Annotated in this window: 16 protein-coding genes and 1 pseudogene; 6 read left to right on the top strand and 11 right to left on the bottom strand. The window is 69.2% G+C overall.

Features of this window, described 5'->3' with window-relative positions; genetic code table 11:
• Positions 1-90 precede the first annotated feature (90 nt).
• The 4 genes from CAL29_RS17750 to CAL29_RS17735 form a co-directional block, all read right to left on the bottom strand.
• Positions 91-1,044, bottom strand: coding sequence for an NAD(P)H-dependent flavin oxidoreductase (locus CAL29_RS17750; protein WP_094854398.1), 954 nt, complete (start codon positions 1,042-1,044; stop codon positions 91-93).
• Positions 1,045-1,063: 19 nt separating this feature from the next.
• Complete coding sequence (locus CAL29_RS17745) at positions 1,064-2,038, bottom strand: Bug family tripartite tricarboxylate transporter substrate binding protein (RefSeq protein WP_094854397.1); 975 nt, start codon at positions 2,036-2,038, stop codon at positions 1,064-1,066.
• Positions 2,039-2,126: 88 nt separating this feature from the next.
• A complete protein-coding gene (locus CAL29_RS17740; protein WP_094854396.1) occupies positions 2,127-3,299 on the bottom strand; it encodes a thiolase in 1,173 nt (390 codons plus the stop codon).
• Complete coding sequence (locus tag CAL29_RS17735) at positions 3,296-3,694, bottom strand: Zn-ribbon domain-containing OB-fold protein (RefSeq protein ID WP_094856726.1); 399 nt, start codon at positions 3,692-3,694, stop codon at positions 3,296-3,298. Before CAL29_RS17735 ends, CAL29_RS17740 begins: the two co-directional genes overlap by 4 nt.
• A 230-nt stretch (positions 3,695-3,924) precedes the next feature.
• On the opposite strand from CAL29_RS17735, the gene CAL29_RS17730 reads away from it, so the two are divergent.
• The 6 genes from CAL29_RS17730 to CAL29_RS17705 all read left to right on the top strand — a co-directional run bounded on the left by CAL29_RS17730 (position 3,925) and on the right by CAL29_RS17705 (position 10,070).
• Positions 3,925-5,133, top strand: coding sequence for an acyl-CoA dehydrogenase family protein (locus CAL29_RS17730; protein ID WP_094854395.1), 1,209 nt, complete (start codon positions 3,925-3,927; stop codon positions 5,131-5,133).
• A gap of 27 nt (positions 5,134-5,160) precedes the next feature.
• Entirely contained in the window at positions 5,161-6,261 is a 1,101-nt protein-coding gene (locus CAL29_RS17725; protein ID WP_094854394.1) for an acyl-CoA dehydrogenase family protein, read from the top strand.
• 71 nt (positions 6,262-6,332) lie between these two features.
• Complete coding sequence (locus CAL29_RS17720; RefSeq protein WP_256977548.1) at positions 6,333-7,130, top strand: enoyl-CoA hydratase-related protein; 798 nt, start codon at positions 6,333-6,335, stop codon at positions 7,128-7,130.
• 98 nt (positions 7,131-7,228) lie between these two features.
• Entirely contained in the window at positions 7,229-8,059 is an 831-nt protein-coding gene (locus CAL29_RS17715; protein WP_094854392.1) for an FAS1-like dehydratase domain-containing protein, read from the top strand.
• Entirely contained in the window at positions 8,056-9,252 is a 1,197-nt protein-coding gene (locus CAL29_RS17710) for a CaiB/BaiF CoA transferase family protein (RefSeq protein WP_094854391.1), read from the top strand. The genes CAL29_RS17715 and CAL29_RS17710 overlap by 4 nt, the downstream gene beginning before the upstream one ends.
• Positions 9,252-10,070: an HpcH/HpaI aldolase/citrate lyase family protein gene (locus tag CAL29_RS17705; RefSeq protein ID WP_094854390.1), complete on the top strand. Its 819-nt coding sequence runs from the start codon at positions 9,252-9,254 to the stop codon at positions 10,068-10,070. The genes CAL29_RS17710 and CAL29_RS17705 overlap by 1 nt, the downstream gene beginning before the upstream one ends.
• A 54-nt stretch (positions 10,071-10,124) precedes the next feature.
• On the opposite strand, the gene CAL29_RS17700 is transcribed toward CAL29_RS17705, so the two are convergent.
• The 7 genes and pseudogenes from CAL29_RS17700 to CAL29_RS17670 form a co-directional block, all read right to left on the bottom strand.
• A complete protein-coding gene (locus CAL29_RS17700; RefSeq protein WP_218831871.1) occupies positions 10,125-10,760 on the bottom strand; it encodes a flavin reductase family protein in 636 nt (211 codons plus the stop codon).
• A gap of 39 nt (positions 10,761-10,799) precedes the next feature.
• Entirely contained in the window at positions 10,800-11,696 is an 897-nt protein-coding gene (locus CAL29_RS17695; protein ID WP_094854388.1) for a polysaccharide deacetylase family protein, read from the bottom strand.
• A gap of 22 nt (positions 11,697-11,718) precedes the next feature.
• On the bottom strand, positions 11,719-12,540 hold the full coding sequence (locus CAL29_RS17690; protein WP_094854387.1) for a phytanoyl-CoA dioxygenase family protein: 822 nt from the start codon (positions 12,538-12,540) through the stop codon (positions 11,719-11,721).
• Between the two features lie 106 nt (positions 12,541-12,646).
• Positions 12,647-13,417: pseudogene (locus tag CAL29_RS32045) on the bottom strand (glucose 1-dehydrogenase).
• 2 nt (positions 13,418-13,419) lie between these two features.
• Positions 13,420-14,124: an ABC transporter ATP-binding protein gene (locus tag CAL29_RS17680; RefSeq protein ID WP_094856725.1), complete on the bottom strand. Its 705-nt coding sequence runs from the start codon at positions 14,122-14,124 to the stop codon at positions 13,420-13,422.
• Complete coding sequence (locus CAL29_RS17675; RefSeq protein ID WP_179284092.1) at positions 14,108-14,890, bottom strand: ABC transporter ATP-binding protein; 783 nt, start codon at positions 14,888-14,890, stop codon at positions 14,108-14,110. The genes CAL29_RS17680 and CAL29_RS17675 overlap by 17 nt, the downstream gene beginning before the upstream one ends.
• On the bottom strand, positions 14,887-15,894 hold the full coding sequence (locus CAL29_RS17670) for a branched-chain amino acid ABC transporter permease (protein WP_179284091.1): 1,008 nt from the start codon (positions 15,892-15,894) through the stop codon (positions 14,887-14,889). Before CAL29_RS17670 ends, CAL29_RS17675 begins: the two co-directional genes overlap by 4 nt.
• Between the last annotated feature and the right edge of the window lie 39 nt (positions 15,895-15,933).

The following is a 15,933-nucleotide window of genomic DNA, read 5'->3' as shown; positions in this document are numbered from 1 at the left end:
CCGCCGGTGCGGTCCCCGGCCTGGCCCGGGGTCCGCGCCGAAATCCGGACCCGGGCCCGGGCCAAGACCTGGGCCGGGATCCATGAAGAACTAGGCCAGGGCCCGGCGAGCCGCTTCGTACTCGCCGATGAGCTGTTCCACCAGCACCGCAGTGGGCAGCACTTCCTGGACGGCGCCCACCCCCTGGCCGGCGCTCCAGACGTCCTTCCAGGCCTTGGGCCGGGTGCTCTTGTCCATGTTGACGGCGTTGGCGGGCTGGGCGTCCAGGGCGGACGGGTCCAGGCCGGCGGCGCGGATGCTGGGCGCCAGGTAGTTGGCCGGCACGCCCGAGAAATACGGGGTGTAGACCACGTCGTCCACCGTGGCCTCGATCACCATGTTGCGATAGCGCTCGGACGCCAGCGACTCGCCGGTGGCGATGAACTGCGTGCCGACGTAGGCGAAATCGCAGCCCAGGACCCGGGCCGCGAGGATGTCCTTGCCGTGGCTGATGCAGCCGGAAAGAACCAGGGGACCGTCGTAGAAGGCGCGGATCTCGTTGACCAGCGCGATCGGGTTCAGGCGCCCGGCGTGGCCGCCGGCGCCCGCGGCCACCAGGATCAGCCCGTCCACGCCCGCTTCCAGCGCCCTGCGCGCATGGCGCACGGTGGTGACGTCGTGCAGCACCAGGCCGCCATAGGCATGCACCGCCGGCACCACCTCGTCGGGCGCGTGCAGCGAGGTGATGACCAGCGGCACGCGGTGCGCGACGCAGATCTCGAGGTCGCCGCGCCAGCGCGGGTTGGAGTCGTGCACGATGAGGTTCACGCCGTACGGCGCGACGGGACGGCCGGGCTGCGCCCGCCGCGCCTCGGCCAGGCCGCGCTCGATGCGCGCCAGCCATTCGGGCAGTTGTTCCTGCGGCCGCGCGTTCAGCGTCGGGAAGGTGCCGATCACGCCCGCGGCGCACTGCGCGATGACCAGGTCCGGGCCGGAAACGAGAAACATGGGTGCGGCGATCACCGGCAGGCGGGTCTGCTCGCGCAGGCGTTGCAAGGCGTTCATGGCGGATTGCGGCTCCGATTCAGTTGACCGTGATGTTGGCCTTCTTGACGACTTCGCCCCACAGCTCGTACTCGCGGTCGATGCGTTGCTGCAGTGTCTTGGCGTCGCCGTTGTTCAGCGTGTAGCCGCCGTCGACCATGGCCTTGCGGAAGGCCGGATCGGCCTCGACGTCGTTGAGCGCCTTGACCAGCCGCGCGTTGACGTCGGCCGGCAATTTGGGCGGGCCCATCAGCGAGTACCAGCCCACGACTTCATAGTCCTTCAGGCCGGATTCGATCATGGTGGGCACGTCCGGCAGCTCGGGATTGCGCGTCTTCGAGGTGACGGCCAGCGCCCGCGCCTTGCCGCTCTTGACGAAGGGGATGGCGGTGCTGGTGATGTCGAACATGAAGGTGATCTTGCCGCTGATCACGTCCACCATGGCGGGCGCGTTGCCGCGGTAGGGGATGTGCATCATGGGCGCGCCGGACTGCTGCTTGAGCAGTTCCGCCGACAGGTGGTTGGAGGCGCCGTTGCCCGCCGAGCCGAAAGTGACGGCGGTGGGATGTTCCTTGGCGTAGCTGATCAGCTCGCCGACGCTCTTGACCGGCGCCTGCGGTCCCACCAGCAATACGTTGGTGTAGTCGGCGATGAGCCCGATGGGCGTGAAGTCCTTGCGCGGGTCGAACAGGTTGCTGTGCTGCACGTGGGGTGACATGGTCAGCGGCGGGCTGGCCACGAAGCCGAGGATGTAGCCGTCGGGGGCCGCCTTGGCGGTGGCGTCCAGGGCGATCATGCCGCTGGCGCCCGAGCGGTTCTCCACCACCACGGACTGGCCGAGCTTGTCGGACAGGTACTTGGCGAAGATGCGCGCGCTGGTGTCGACCGGGCCGCCGGGCGCGTAGCCGATCAGCAGGCGGATCGGACGGTCGGGGTAGGCGGCCTGGGCGGGCGCCGCCGTCTGGGTCCAGGCGAGGACGGCGCAGGCGGCCGCGAACAGTGTCTTCAGTTTCATGGACTTCTTGTCTCCGGTTCTATTTATGGGTTTGTGGGTCGGTACTGCTTGGGGGAGGGCGGGGGCGCCTGCCCCCGCCGCATCGTCTTTACAGCGTGTCGGCCGTGCCCAGGATGGCCGTCGACTGGCTCGACAGCGTGCCCCCGTTGCCGTGCACCAGGGCCAACTGGGCCCCTTGCACCTGGCGCTCGCCGGTGTCGCCGCGCAGTTGGCGCACGGCTTCGATGGTGATGAAGATGCCGTACATGCCGGGGTGCACGCAGCACAGGCCGCCGCCGTTGGTGTTCATCGGCAGTTCGCCGCCCGGGGCGATGCGCCCGCCCGACACGAAGGCGCCGCCTTCGCCCTTCGCGCAGAATCCCAGGTCTTCCAGGAAGAGGATCGGGTTGATGGTGAAGGCGTCGTAGAGTTCGAGCACGTCGATGTCCGACGGCTTCACGCCGGCCATCTCGAAGGCGCGGCGGCCGGATTCCTGGGCGGCGGTGACGGTGACGTCGTGCATGGACGAGATCTGCCGGTTCCACACGGCGGTGGCGTTGCCCAGCACGTAGACCGGCTTCTGGCGCAGGTTCCTGGCGCGGTCGGCGCGCACCAGGACGTAGGCGCCGGCGCCGTCGGTCACCAGGCAGCAGTCGCGCACGGTGAGCGGGTCCGACACCATGGGCGCGGCCAGGATTTCTTCCAGGGTGATGGGCTTGCGGCGCTGCGCTTCGGGGTTGAGCTGGGCCCATTTGCTGGCGGCCAGCGCCACTTCGGCCAGTTGTTCGCGCGTGGTGCCGTATTGGTGCATGTGGCGCGCGGCGGCCAGGGCGTAGGAACTCAGTGGGCTCAGCGGATCGTAGGGCGTCTCGTAGGGCTGCGGGTCGAAGTTCTTGCGCACCCGGCCGATCTCGGCGCGCGACAGGGTGGAGGTGCGCTGCGTGCTGCCGTAGCAGACCAGCACGGCATTGCACTGTCCCGTCGACAGGGCGTGGATGGCCGGCAGCAGGTGGGCGACGAAGCTGGAGCCGCCCAGCATGGTGGAATCGATGAAGCTGGGACGGATGCCCAGGTGCTCGATGACCGGCATGGCCCACATGGTGGCGGCGACGCTGGCCGTGCAGATGCCGTCGATGTCCTGCATGGTGAGACCGGCGTCGGCGACGGCGCGATGCGCCGCCTGCACCAGGATTTCCATTTCGGTATAGCCGTTGGCCTGGCCGAGCCCGGCGTGGCCCACGCCCACGATGGCGGCCGAGCCGCGCAGATCCTTCAGATTCATGCTTGCTCCTTGCGCGCCACGAACACCAGCAGCCCGCCGCTGTCGCGGACCAGCACCTTGGCCTGCACCGGCATGCCGATATGCACGTCGCCGGGGGCGGCGTCCTCGACGCGGCTCATCAGGCGCACGCCTTCCTCCAGGTCGACAAGGGCGACGTTGTAGTCGCCGCCGGCCTCGGGCTTGCGGCGCACGACAGTGGTCGAGTACACGGTGCCGCGGCCGCTGGGCGCCTGCCAGGCCAGTTTGTCGCTGCCGCAGTGCGGACAGATCATGCGGGGGTAGAACACCGCGCGCGAGCAGGCCTCGCAGCGCTGGATGAGGAATTGGCCTTGGGCGAGCGCCTGCTGGTAATGCAGGTCGGCGCCGGTCTGCTGGCCGGGGCTGGGCTGGGTCATGGTCTCCACCAGGTTTCGTCATGCGCTGCGCCGTTGCGGGCAGCCTTGCCGCAGTGTGTACGGGCGCCGTGGGCTTGACCATTTTTCATTGCTGAAGCAGGGCTTCGGTTCAGCGCAAGCGGCCCGCTTCGCTTGAGCGAAAGCGGGGCTTTCGCAGAGGAAGATTGTCCGTTGGGTGGGGGGTGGGTACTCTAGCCGCGGAAAAAGACCAACCACGGAGTAGACAAACCATGCAATTGACGTGGACACCCGAAGAGCGCCGCTTCCGGGAGGAGGTTCGCGCCTTCGTGACCGCGAACCTTCCCGCCGACATCCGCGATAAGGTGATGCGCCACCAGCGCCTGCACCGCGACGACTATGTCCGCTGGCACCGCGCGCTCGACGCGCACGGCTGGGGCGCGCCCACCTGGCCCAAGGAATTCGGCGGCACCGGCTGGAATCCCATCCAGCGGCTGCTGTTCGAGATCGAATGCTTCGCGGGCGGCGCGCCACGCCTGCTGCCCTTCGGCCTGTCCATGATCGGGCCGGTCATCATGAAGTACGGCTCGAAGAAACAGCAGCAGGAGCTGCTGCCGCGCATGGTGCGGGTCGACGACTGGTGGTGCCAGGGCTATTCCGAACCGGGATCGGGCTCGGACCTGGCCTCGCTGAAGACCCGCGCCGAGCGGGTCAGCGACCCGGCCGGCGACTATTACCTGGTCAACGGGCAGAAGACCTGGACCACGCTGGCGCAATACGCCGACCACATGTTCTGCCTGGCGCGCACCGATCCGGACGTCAAGCCGCAGGCGGGCATCTCCATGCTGCTCATCGACATGCGCCAGCCGGGCGTGACGGTGCGGCCGATCAAGACGCTGGACGGCGGCCACGACGTCAACGAAGTCTGGCTGGACAACGTGAAGGTGCCGGTCGAGGACATCGTGGGCGAGGAAGGCAAGGGCTGGACCTACGCCAAGTACCTGCTGGGCCACGAGCGCACGGGCATCGCCGGCCTGGGGCATTGCCACCGGGAGCTGCGCATCCTCAAGGACCTGGCCGCGCGCACCCGCGCGTCGTCGGGTCGGCCGATACTGGAGGACAGCCGCATGCGCGACCGCATTTCGCGCATCGAGGCCGCCATCATGGCCCTGGAGATGCTGCTGTACCGCGTCGCCGCCGCCCGCGGCGACGCGCCGCCGGGGCCCGAGGCCTCCGTGCTCAAGATCCGCGGCTCCGAGATCCAGCAGGACCTGGCGATGCTGCAGATGGAGATCGCCGGTCCCGACGCCTGGCCCTACGATCCGGCGTGGATGGAAGCCGACGCGGCTTACCACGGACCGGGCGGCGACATGACGGCGGCCGCGGGCGCGGGCTACGCCGACATGCGCAAGACCTCCATCTACGGCGGCACGACGGAAGTGCAGAAGGGCATCATCGCCCGCATGATTCTCGGCGTTTGAGACGTTCGCCCATCCACGGAATAGATCATGGACTTCGAATACAGTACAGAACAGCGCATGCTGGCCGACAGCCTGGCGCGCCTGGTGGCGGACAATTGGACCATGGCGCGGCGCCGCGCCCGGCAGGGCGCGCTCGACCCGGCGGCCTGGAATTCCCTCGCCGAACTGGGCGTGCTGGGATTGACGATAGACGCCGACCACGGCGGTTTCGGGGAAGCGCCGGCCAGCCTGCTGCCCGTGCACCTGGAGCTGGGCCGCGGTCTGGTCGACGAACCGGTCATCGCCAGCGGCGTGATGAGCGCGACGGCCATCGGCGCCAGCGGCAACGCCGAGGCGGCGCAACGCTGGCTGCCGGCCATCGCGTCCGGCGAGGCCATCGTGACGATAGCCTACCAGGAGCCGGGCCGGCGCTATGCCGTGGCGCCGGAAACCTGCCGCCTGTCCGGCATGGTGCTCGAAGGCAGCAAGCACCTGGTGTGGCATGGCGCGGCCGCGCACGCCTGGATCGTGTCGGCGCGCGACGAGGCCGCCGGCGAACCGGTGCTGCTGCTGGTGCCGGCCGGCACGCAGGGCGTCTCGGTCGCTGAAACCGACACCCTGGACCGGTCGCGCTGCGCGCGCATCGATTTCGACAAGGTGAAGCTCGCGCCGGAGCACGTGCTGGCGCGCGGCGACGCCGCCCGCGCCGCCCTGGACCTGGCGCTGGCGTGGGGCACGACGGCCCTGTGCGCCCACGCGGCGGGCGCGATCGCCCGGCTGCTGGACATCACGGTCGACTACCTGAAGACGCGCAAGCAGTTCGGCCAGCCCCTGGCCGCCTTCCAGGCCTTGCAGCACGCCATGGCGGAAATGGTGGTGGCCAGGGAGATGGCCCTGTCCATGGCCTACGTGGCCGCGGCCGCCCTGGCCGAACCGGACGCCCGCGCGCGGCGCCGCATGATCGCCGCGGCCAAGATCGAGGTGGCCCAGGCCGGCCGCTTCGTCAGCCAGAAGGCGGTGCAATTGCACGGCGGCATGGGCATGACCGACGAACTGGAGGTCGGCGACTTCTTCAAGCGCCTGACCGTCATCGAGCTGCTGTTCGGCGACACCGCCGAGCAACTGGCCATCATGGAGGAGACGGCATGAGCGCGCCGGGCCGCCCCAAGCGCGAATCCTCCCTCGGGGAGGCGGTCGCGAAGCGACAGGAGGGTAGTTCAGTGAGCGCGGCTTACGAGCAAATCGCTTTTTCGCTCGCCGACGGCGTGGCGCGCATCACCCTGAACCGGCCCGACCGGCTCAACAGCTTCACCGACGTCATGCGCGCCGAAATCTCGCGCGCGCTGGACGAGGCGAACGCCAGCGAGGGCCTGCGCGGCGTGGTGATCACGGGCGCGGGGCGCGGCTTCTGCGCCGGGCAGGACCTGGCCGATCGCCAGCCGCTGCCGGAAGGGCAGCGGCGCGACCTGTCCGAAGGCCTGCGCGTCAGCTACCGGCCGCTCATGGAGCGCCTGCACGCCATGACGGTGCCGGTGGTGGCCGTGGTCAACGGCGTCGCGGCCGGCGCGGGCATGAGTTTCGCGCTGGCGTGCGACGTGGTGTTCGCGGTGGAGTCCGCCAAGTTCGTGCCCGCCTTCAACAAGATCGGCCTGGTGCCGGACATGGGCGGTAGCTGGGTCCTGCCGCGCCTGGTGGGCCAGAGCCGCGCCATGGGCATCGCGCTGTTCGGCGAAACGCTGACGGCGCGCCAGGCCGCCGACTGGGGCCTGATCTGGCGCTGCGTGCCCGACGCGGATCTGGCGAAGACGCTGGACGAGGTGGCGAGCACGCTGGCGCAGGCGCCGACCCGGGCGCTGGCCGCCGCCAAGCAGGAACTGCGCGTCTCGGCGGACAATACCCTGATGCAGCAGTTCGACCTGGAGGCCGATCTGCAGCGCGACATGGGTTATACCGAGGACTACCTCGAAGGCATGAAGGCCTTCGCCGAAAAGCGGCCGCCGCGGTTCACCGGACGCTGAGCCGCGCGGCATGGCCGGCCCCCCGCACGGATTCCGCGCCGGGGGCCGGCCATGTTACAAGAAGCGCACTACGACACGATCATGAAGGGAGACCAACAATGAACAATCCCGATCCGACAGCCTGGATCGGCCGTGGCGAAACGGTGGCCGACGGCCTGGATCCGACGCTGGCCGGCCGCGTGGCCGCCACCCTGGGCGAACCCGCGCCGGGCGTCGGCGATCCGTTGCCGCCGCTGTGGCAATGGGCCTTCTTCATCCAGACCGCGCCCATGGACGGCCTGGGCGAGGACGGCCATCCGGCGCGCGGCGGCTTCCTGCCGCCCGCGGCCGACCGCAACCGCATGTGGGCGGGTGGCCGCGTGGATTTCCGCGCGCCGCTGAAGGTGGGCGTGCCCGCCGAGCGCCGTTCCACCATCGCCGACGTCAAGGAAAAGACCGGCCGCACGGGCTCCCTGCTGTTCGTGACGGTGCGCCACGAATACTGGCAGGAGGGCGCCATCGCCATCGCCGAGGAACAGGACATCGTCTACCGCCAGCCGTCGCCGCCCAAGCTCGAGGGCACGGAGCCGGCGCCGTCCTCGGCCTGGCGGGAGAAGATCGATCCCACGCCGGTGCTGCTGTTCCGCTATTCGGCGGTGACCTTCAACGGCCATCGCATCCACTACGATCATCCCTACGTGACGGGCACGGAAGGCTATCCCGGCCTGGTCGTGCACGGCCCGATGATCGCCACGCTGATGGTGGCGGCCTTCCGCCGCGCCAACCCGGGCAAGCAGCTCGAACACCTGTCCTACCGCGGCCTGCGTCCGCTGATCGCGCCCACGCCCTTCGACGTCGCCGGCCGCATCGCGGCGCCCGGCACGGCCGACCTGTGGGCCGAGCAGAACGGCACCCTGGCCCACCAAGCGCAACTGAGGTTCTCCGCATGACCGCCGCTACTTCGCCGCGTCCCCTGGACGGCATCACCGTCGTCAGTTTCGAACACGCCATCGCCGCGCCTTTCTGCACCCGCCAACTGGCGGACATGGGCGCGCGCGTCATCAAGATCGAGCGTCCCGGCGTCGGCGACTTCGCCCGCAACTACGACGAGCGCGTGCACGGCCTGGCCTCGCACTTCGTCTGGACCAACCGCTCCAAGGAAAGCCTCACGCTGGACCTGAAGCATCCCGCCGCGCGCGACGTGCTCGAGCGCCTGCTGGCGCAGGCCGACGTGCTGGTGCAGAACCTGGCGCCGGGCGCGGCGGCGCGCCAGGGCCTGTCCTTCGACGCGCTGCACGCCGATCATCCGTCCTTGATCGTCTGCGACATCTCCGGCTACGGCGAAGGCGGCCCGTACCAGAACAAGAAGGCCTACGACCTGTTGATCCAGAGCGAGAGCGGCTTCGTGTCGGTCACGGGTTCGCCCGACGCGCCGGCCAAGGCGGGCTGCTCGATCTCGGACATCGCCGCCGGCATGTACGCCTATTCGGGCATCCTGAACGCGCTGCTGTTGCGCCAGAAGACGGGCAAGGGCAGCCGCGTCGACGTCTCCATGCTGGAAAGCACGGTGGAGTGGATGGGCTACCCGATGTACTACGCCTTCGACGGCGCGCCGCCGCCGGCGCGGGCCGGCGCGGCGCACGCCACGATCTATCCCTACGGGCCGTTCCCGGTGGGCGACGGCGGCACCATCATGCTGGGATTGCAGAACGAGCGCGAGTGGCAGGTGTTCTGCGCCCAGGTCCTGGGCCAGGCGGCGCTGGCCGGCGACGAACGGTTCTCCTCCAATTCCCTGCGCAACGCCAATCGCGAAGCCCTGCGCGCCTACATCGTCGACGCCTTCGCGAAAATGACGCTGGGCGAAGTCGCCGAGAAGCTGGAGACCGCCGGCATCGCCAACGCCAGCGTCAACGACATGGCGGGCGTGTGGGCGCATCCGCAACTGCGCGCGCGCGACCGCTGGCGCGAAGTGGGCAGCCCCAAGGGCAGCCTGCCCGCGCTGCTGCCGCCGGGTTCTAACAATGCCTTCGAGCCGCGCATGGACGCGGTGCCGGACGTCGGGCAGCACACCGACGCGGTGCTGGCCTCGCTGGGCTACGGCGCGGCCGAGGTCAGCAAGCTGCACGCAGTGGGAGCCGTGTGATGGCAGTCCGTTCCGCACTCTTCGTTCCCGGTTCGCGTTCGGACCGCATTCCCAAGGCGCTCGCCAGCGGCGCGGATGCCGTCATCGTCGATCTGGAGGATGCCGTCGAACCGGCGGCCAAGCCGGCGGCGCGCCAGGCGCTGGTGGAATTCCTGGACGCGCATCCCGAGGCGCGCGTCTGGGTCCGCGTCAACGACGCCACGACCGCCTGGCACGAGGACGACCTGGCCGCGCTGCGCGGCAAGCCCGGCGTGGCGGCCATCATGCTGCCCAAGGCCGAGTCCGCCGCGCAGGTCGAGCACGCGGGGCAGGGCGTCCCGGTGGTGCCCATCGTCGAAACCGCGCGCGGCATGGTCAACCTGGCCGAGGTCGCGGCCGCGCCCGGCGTCGCCTTGCTGGCCTACGGCAGCCTGGACTATGGCGTGGACCTGGGACTGACGCCCGGCTCCGAGGCCGCGGCCGTGCTGCTGGACCAGGCGCGCGGCCAGGTGCTGCTGCACAGCCGGGCGGCCGGCCTGCCCGCGCCGCTGGACGGCGTCCACCCGGACATCGGCGACGCCGACGGCCTGCGCGCCATGGCCGCGCGCGCCGGCGAGATGGGTTTCTCCGGCATGCTGTGCATCCATCCTTCGCAGGTGGAAACCGTGCACGCCGCGCTGCGGCCGGCGCAGGCCGACATCGACTGGGCCCAGCGCGTCCTGGCCGCCGCCCGGGAAAACGGCGCCGGCGCCTTCCGTTTCGAGGGCAAAATGGTCGACGCCCCCGTCCTGGCCCGCGCGCGCCAGGTCCTGTCCCGGGCCGCGGTGGACGCGGCCTGAAAGTAGGAACCCGCCGCCGGGACCCCGCCGTCAGGTAGCGCGGGCGGCGGGGGCTTATCGTCCGGCGCCGGACAGCCAGGCTTCGTAGGTGGGGACTTCCATTTCGAAGTGCTGGCGCGTCTGCGTGTAGAGCCGTCCGAACATGCGTCCGATGGGGTGGTATTTGTCGGGGTCGATGTAGCGCATGTCGGCGTCGAACAGGCCGTCCCGCACGTGCATGCAGACGACTTCGCCCAGCGTGATGTGGCGGTGCGGGTTGATTTCCAGCATGGCGATCTTGCGGCATTCGAAGGCGACCGGGGCCTGGGCGATGCGTTGCGGGCGCACCTTGGCGCTGGGCGTCAGGGTCAGGCCGGCCTGTTCGATTTCGCTCACGTCCGGGGGGAAGACAATGGCGCAGACGTTCATGGCGGCGGCCATCGCCTCGTCCACCATGTGCACCACGAACTCCCCCGTTTCCTTGATGTTGACGGTCGTGTCCTTCAGCTCGCCGCTGTCCCGCTTGTCTTCCAGGCCGATCGCCAGCACCGGCGGCGCTTCCCCCATCACGTTGAAGAAACTGAAGGGCGCGGCGTTGTGGCCGGTCCGTTCCGAATAGCTGGTGACCAGCGCGATGGGCCGGGGCACCACCGTCGATGAAATCAGGCGGTATTGGTCCGCCGGCGCCAGGGTCTGGATATCGATTTGCAAGATACGGGTCCTTTCATCGAGAAAGCGGGAACAGATCTGTCACACCACCGTGCCTTCGGGCAGCGACAGCAGATGATCGTAGATCTCGCCGGGCCGGGTAAGCCAGACCTTGTCGGCGCGCGGGTGATTCACGATATGTTGCAGCGCCTTGCGCAGCGCGTACAGCCGATAGGGCTGGCCGACGATCATGGTGTGCAGCGCGATGCCCAGGACGAGCGGCTGGCGTTCGGACTGGCGCAGCATTTCCTCGAACTGGTGGACGATCATCGTCGCGAATTCCTCGCCGGTATGGTGGCGCACCAGGATCTGCGGCGAGTCGTTGATCTCCAGGGAATAGGGCATGGACATGAGACGCCCGTTGCGCGTGCGCATCCAGACCGGCTGGTCGTCGCCGGGCCAATCCATTTCGAAGGCGAAGCCGGCTTCCTGCAGCAGGTCCGGTGTCACCCGGCTTTGCGACATCCACGGACCCATCCAGCCGCGCGGCGCGCGCCCGGCATGGCGGGCGATGGTGTCGCGGACTTCCTCGATGACGCGCTTCTCGTCCGCCTCCCACCACTGGCCCTGCCGTTCTGCGTTGGTCCGGCCGTGCCCGATGATCTCGTCGCCGCGCGCCACGATGGGCTCTATCACTTCCGGGCAGTAGTCCATGACGGCGGTGTTGACCAGATGGCAGGCCGGCGCCCGCAGCTCGTCCAGCAGTTCGTACAGCCGCCAGACGCCGACCCGGTTGCCGTAGTCCCGCCATGCGAAGGTGCGAGGATCCGGCCCGGGCAGGGTATTGGTCATCGCGTGGCCCAGCCCTTCGCCGTAGGCGAAGTGTTCGATGTTCAGGGCCAGGTACACGGCGAGGCGCTTGCCCTCCGGCCAGCTATAGTCGGGCCGGCGCGTGATGGCGGAATAGGGGTAGCGTCCGTGGTGGGGCAGTTCCAGCATGATGTCTTTCTCCCTGTGCGTATCAGTAGGTGGCGGCCAGTTCGTCGTTGGCGGTACGGAAGCGCCGCACCGCGTCCTCGTGGATGGCGCGCTCGGCCTCGCCGTTGTCCACCGCCGGCGCCGGTTCGAGGTCGAAGTGGCCATAGTCCCGGCCGCGCACCAGCGACGCCGTCAACCGCGTCTTGCTGACACAGCGCGAACTGGCGGGGATGTAGCTGAATCCGAGGCCGACGCGGCGGCGGTCGGTATTGTTGGGGCCGGACGCGTGGACCAGGAAGGTGTCGTGCAGGGACATCTGGCCCGCCGACACGGGCATGAATTCCGTGTGGGAGCGGTCGAAGGGAACGTCCACGGTCTGGCCCTTGGACAGCAGGATGTTGTCCTTGTGGTTCTGCCCGTGGTGCAGTTGTCCCAGCTTTTGCGACCCGGGCACCACTTCCATGCAGCCCGCCTCGATGGAGGCGTCGGAGAGGGCGACCCAGGCGGTGACCTGCGTCGAGGGATCCAGGCCGAAGTAGGTGGCGTCCTGGTGCCAGTTGATGAAGGCCGAGTCGTGCGGGTTCTTGGGCCACACCGACAGGTGGAAAAGCAGGATGTCGGGGCCGATCAGGTCTTCGACGGCATCCAGCACGGCCGGGTGGCGCGCGATTTCGGCGACCCAGGGAAACAGCAGGTGGGGCTTGAAGTTGAAGCCCTTGGTGAGCTGCCGGCCCTGCGAGGCCTCGAAGGATTCCAGCTTGCCGAGATAGGCGGCCGCCTGTTCCCTGCTGAAGACATCGACGGGCGAGACGTAGCCCTTCTCCCGGTACTGTTCGATCATGTCCTGCGTAAGCTTCTTGCCCATGTGGATTCTCCGAGGATGATGAAGATGAAAGCGGCGGCCGCCATGGGATGCCCGAAGCCCGCGCAAGCGGACGGAAGGATCGATGCATGCCCGTGCCGGGGCGCGCTCATTTGGCCGCCCAGCCGCCGTCGACGTAGAGGTGGCTGCCGGTCGTGAAGGACGAATCGTCGCTGGCCAGGAACAGCGCCGCGCGCGCGACCTCGTCGGGGTGTCCCAGGCGGCCCATCGCATGGCGCGCCATCCATTGCCGCCGTGTCTGTTCGGGATCCGGATAGCGTTGCAGCGATTTGCGCACCATCGCGGTGTCCGTCACGCCCGGCATCAGGGCGTTGACGCGTATGCCCTGGGCGGCGTGGTCCACCGCCATGGTCCTGGCCAGCGTGGCGATCGCGCCCTTCGAGGCGATGTAGGCCGCGTTGTTGCCGCCGCTGGAGGCCACCAGTTGCGATCCCAGCAGGATGACCGAGCCGCCGCCGCGCTCGATCATCTACGGCAACACCGCGTGCAGCCAGAGATAGCTGCCCTTGACGTTGATGTCGAAGACGCGGTCCCACAAGGCCTCGTCTATCGTCACCACCGTGCCGCCGACGGAGACGCCGGAGCACGGCATGATCACGTCGACGCCGCCCCATTGCCCGATGATGCGCCGGGCCCGCTCGTTCACCTGCGCGCTGCTCGTGACGTCGCACACGTCGGCGCTGCACGCGCCGCCGTCGGCGGCGATTTCGTCCGCGACCCGCGCCAGCCCGGCTTCGTCGATATCCACCAGCGCGACCCGCGCGCCGTGCCGGGCAAACAGCCGCGCCGTGGCGGCGCCGATGCCGGAGGCCGCGCCCGTGACGACGGCGACCTTGCCGCGCAATTTCTGTTCGATCATGTCTACAGTCCCAGGTAGGCGCTACGGATTTTCGGGCTCTCGCGCAGGCTTTGCGAACTCCCCGTATCGACGTCGCGGCCCATCTCCAGGATGACGCCGCGATGCGCGATGCTCAGGGCCCAGGTGGCGTTCTGCTCCGCCAGCATGATGGCCAGGTTCTCGGCCTGCTGTATTTCGCGCAGGATGTCGCCGATGCGCTCGACGATGATGGGCGCCAGGCCCAGCGAGGGCTCGTCCAGCAGGAACAGCCGCGGATAGGACATCAGGGCGCGGCCGATCGCCAGCATCTGCTGCTCGCCGCCGCTCAGGCTGCCCGCGTCCTGCCGGTGGCGCTCCTTCAGGCGCGGGAAGTAGCCGTAGATCTGCTCCATGCGCGCGCGCACCTGGTCCGGCGGCCGGGTATAGCCGCCCACGCGCAGGTTCTCCTGCACGCTGAGCTGCGCGAAGACGCGCCGGCCCTCGGGCGAAAAGCCGATGCCGGCCTTCAGTATGTCGTGCGGCGCCCGGCCTTTCAGGCTGCGGCCTTCCCAATGGATGTCGCCCGCGCGCCAGCGCACCAGGCCCAGGACGGCCTTCAGCGTGCTGCTCTTGCCGGCGCCGTTGGCGCCGATCAAGGCCACGGTCTCGCCGGCCTCGATGTCCAGCGAGACGTCGCGCGTGCCCTGGATGTGGCCATAGCCCACTTGGAGGTTATCGATGGTCAGCAGCGGCATAGGCCTTCCCCAGGTAGGCTTCGACGACGTTCGGGTCCGCCAGGACCTCGGCCGGCTTGCCGTCGGCGATCCTGGCGCCTTGCGCGCAGATGTACAGCCGGTCGCACAGTCCCGAGATGAAGCGCATGTTGTGATCGATCACCATCACCGAAATGCCGCGTTCGCGCACGCGCCGGATGGTGTCGCGCACGTGGTCGGTTTCCTCCGCGCTGAGGCCGGCCACGGGCTCGTCCAGCAGGATCAGGCGCGGCCGCGCGGCCAGCGCGATGACGATGCCCAGCGTCTTCTGGTGCCCGTAGGGCAGGGTGTCGGCGCGCAGGTCGGCCAGGTGCTCCAGGCCCAGCCATGCCAGCAGCTCGGCCGCCTGTTCGCGGCCGGCCCGGTGCATGGCCCGGGCGCGCGGCGTGCCGAGGAAGGCGGCCAGCGGGCTGGGAAAGCATTGCAGGTAGGTGCCTCTTTCCGCATTCTCGCGCACGCTGCAGTCGCGATAGACCGCCGTCGACTGGAAGGTGCGCACCAGCCCGAGGCGCGCCCGCGAATGCGCCGGCAGCGCGGTGATGTCCTGGCCCGCGAACTCGACGCGGCCCGCCGAGGCCCCGATCATGCCGCTGACCAGGTTGACGACGGTCGTCTTGCCGGCGCCGTTGGGACCGATGAGGCCGACGATCTCGCCTTCGCCCACCTGGAAGCTCAGGTCGTTGACGGCCACCAGTCCGCCGAAGCGCCGGGAAAGATGGGAGACTTCGAGCAGCGCGTTCATCGGCGCGCCCTCCCGTCGCCGCCCGGGGCTCCGGGCCCGGGGCGGTCCCTGCGGATGACGCGGGCGAGCGCGCCGCGCGCCAGCTTCCATGCGCCTATCATGCCGCCGGGCAGCGCCGCCATGACGACGATGAGGATGATGCCGAAGATGATCTGTTGCAGCTCGACGTAGCCGCGCAGCAATTCCGGCAGCGCCACCATGAACACCGCGCCCAGGAGCGGGCCGGCCAGGTAGTACATGCCGCCCAGCACGTTCATCACCACCATGCCCAGCGACACGTCCATGTTGAACGATGCCGGCTCGATGGCGTGGACCATCTGGGCCTGGAGGGCGCCTTGCAGCCCCACCAGCATGCAGGCGATGACGAACACCATGACCTTGATGCGGATGACGGGAACGCCCGAGCTTTCGGCGACGCGGTCGGCCTCGCGGATGGCGTCGATGGCGCGGCCCAGGTCGGAGCAGAGGATGCGCCAGACGATGCCGATGCAGAGCACGGAGACGGCGAGGCAGAAGTAGTAGAAGCCGACGGGCGACTTGAACAGGTCCAGCCCCGCCGGTATCTGGTCGATGCCGTTGGCGCCGCCGGTCACGGACTGCCATTCCAGGAACACCAGGCGCACGATTTCGCCGAGCAGGAAGGTGACGAGCACGAAATACTTGCCCGTGAGCCGCAGGATGATGGGGCCGATGACCAGCGCCAGGGCGCCGGACGCCAGGCATCCGATCGCCATGGCCGCCAGGAAGGGAACGCCGGCGCGGGTTTGCAGCAAGACGCAGGTGTAGGCCGCCACGCCCATGAACGCGCCATGGGCCAGCGACACGTGCCCGGTGCGGATGATCAGGTTCAGCGTCACCGCGCCGATGGCCCCCAGGACCACCAGGATGCCGATGTTGACGTAGAAGGCGTTCGGGCTCGCCAGCGGCCAGGCGATGGCCAGCAGCAGCGCCGCCGCCACGGCCCAGGCGCGTATCGCGCGCGGGCGGCGGGCAACGGTGGACATATGGGACTCCGTGCGGAGGGTAGGGGCGAGGCCTGCTTG

This window comes from Bordetella genomosp. 10 (assembly GCF_002261225.1).
Lineage (GTDB): Bacteria > Pseudomonadota > Gammaproteobacteria > Burkholderiales > Burkholderiaceae_B > Bordetella_C.
This window is presented reverse-complemented; position numbering and strand designations above follow the sequence as displayed.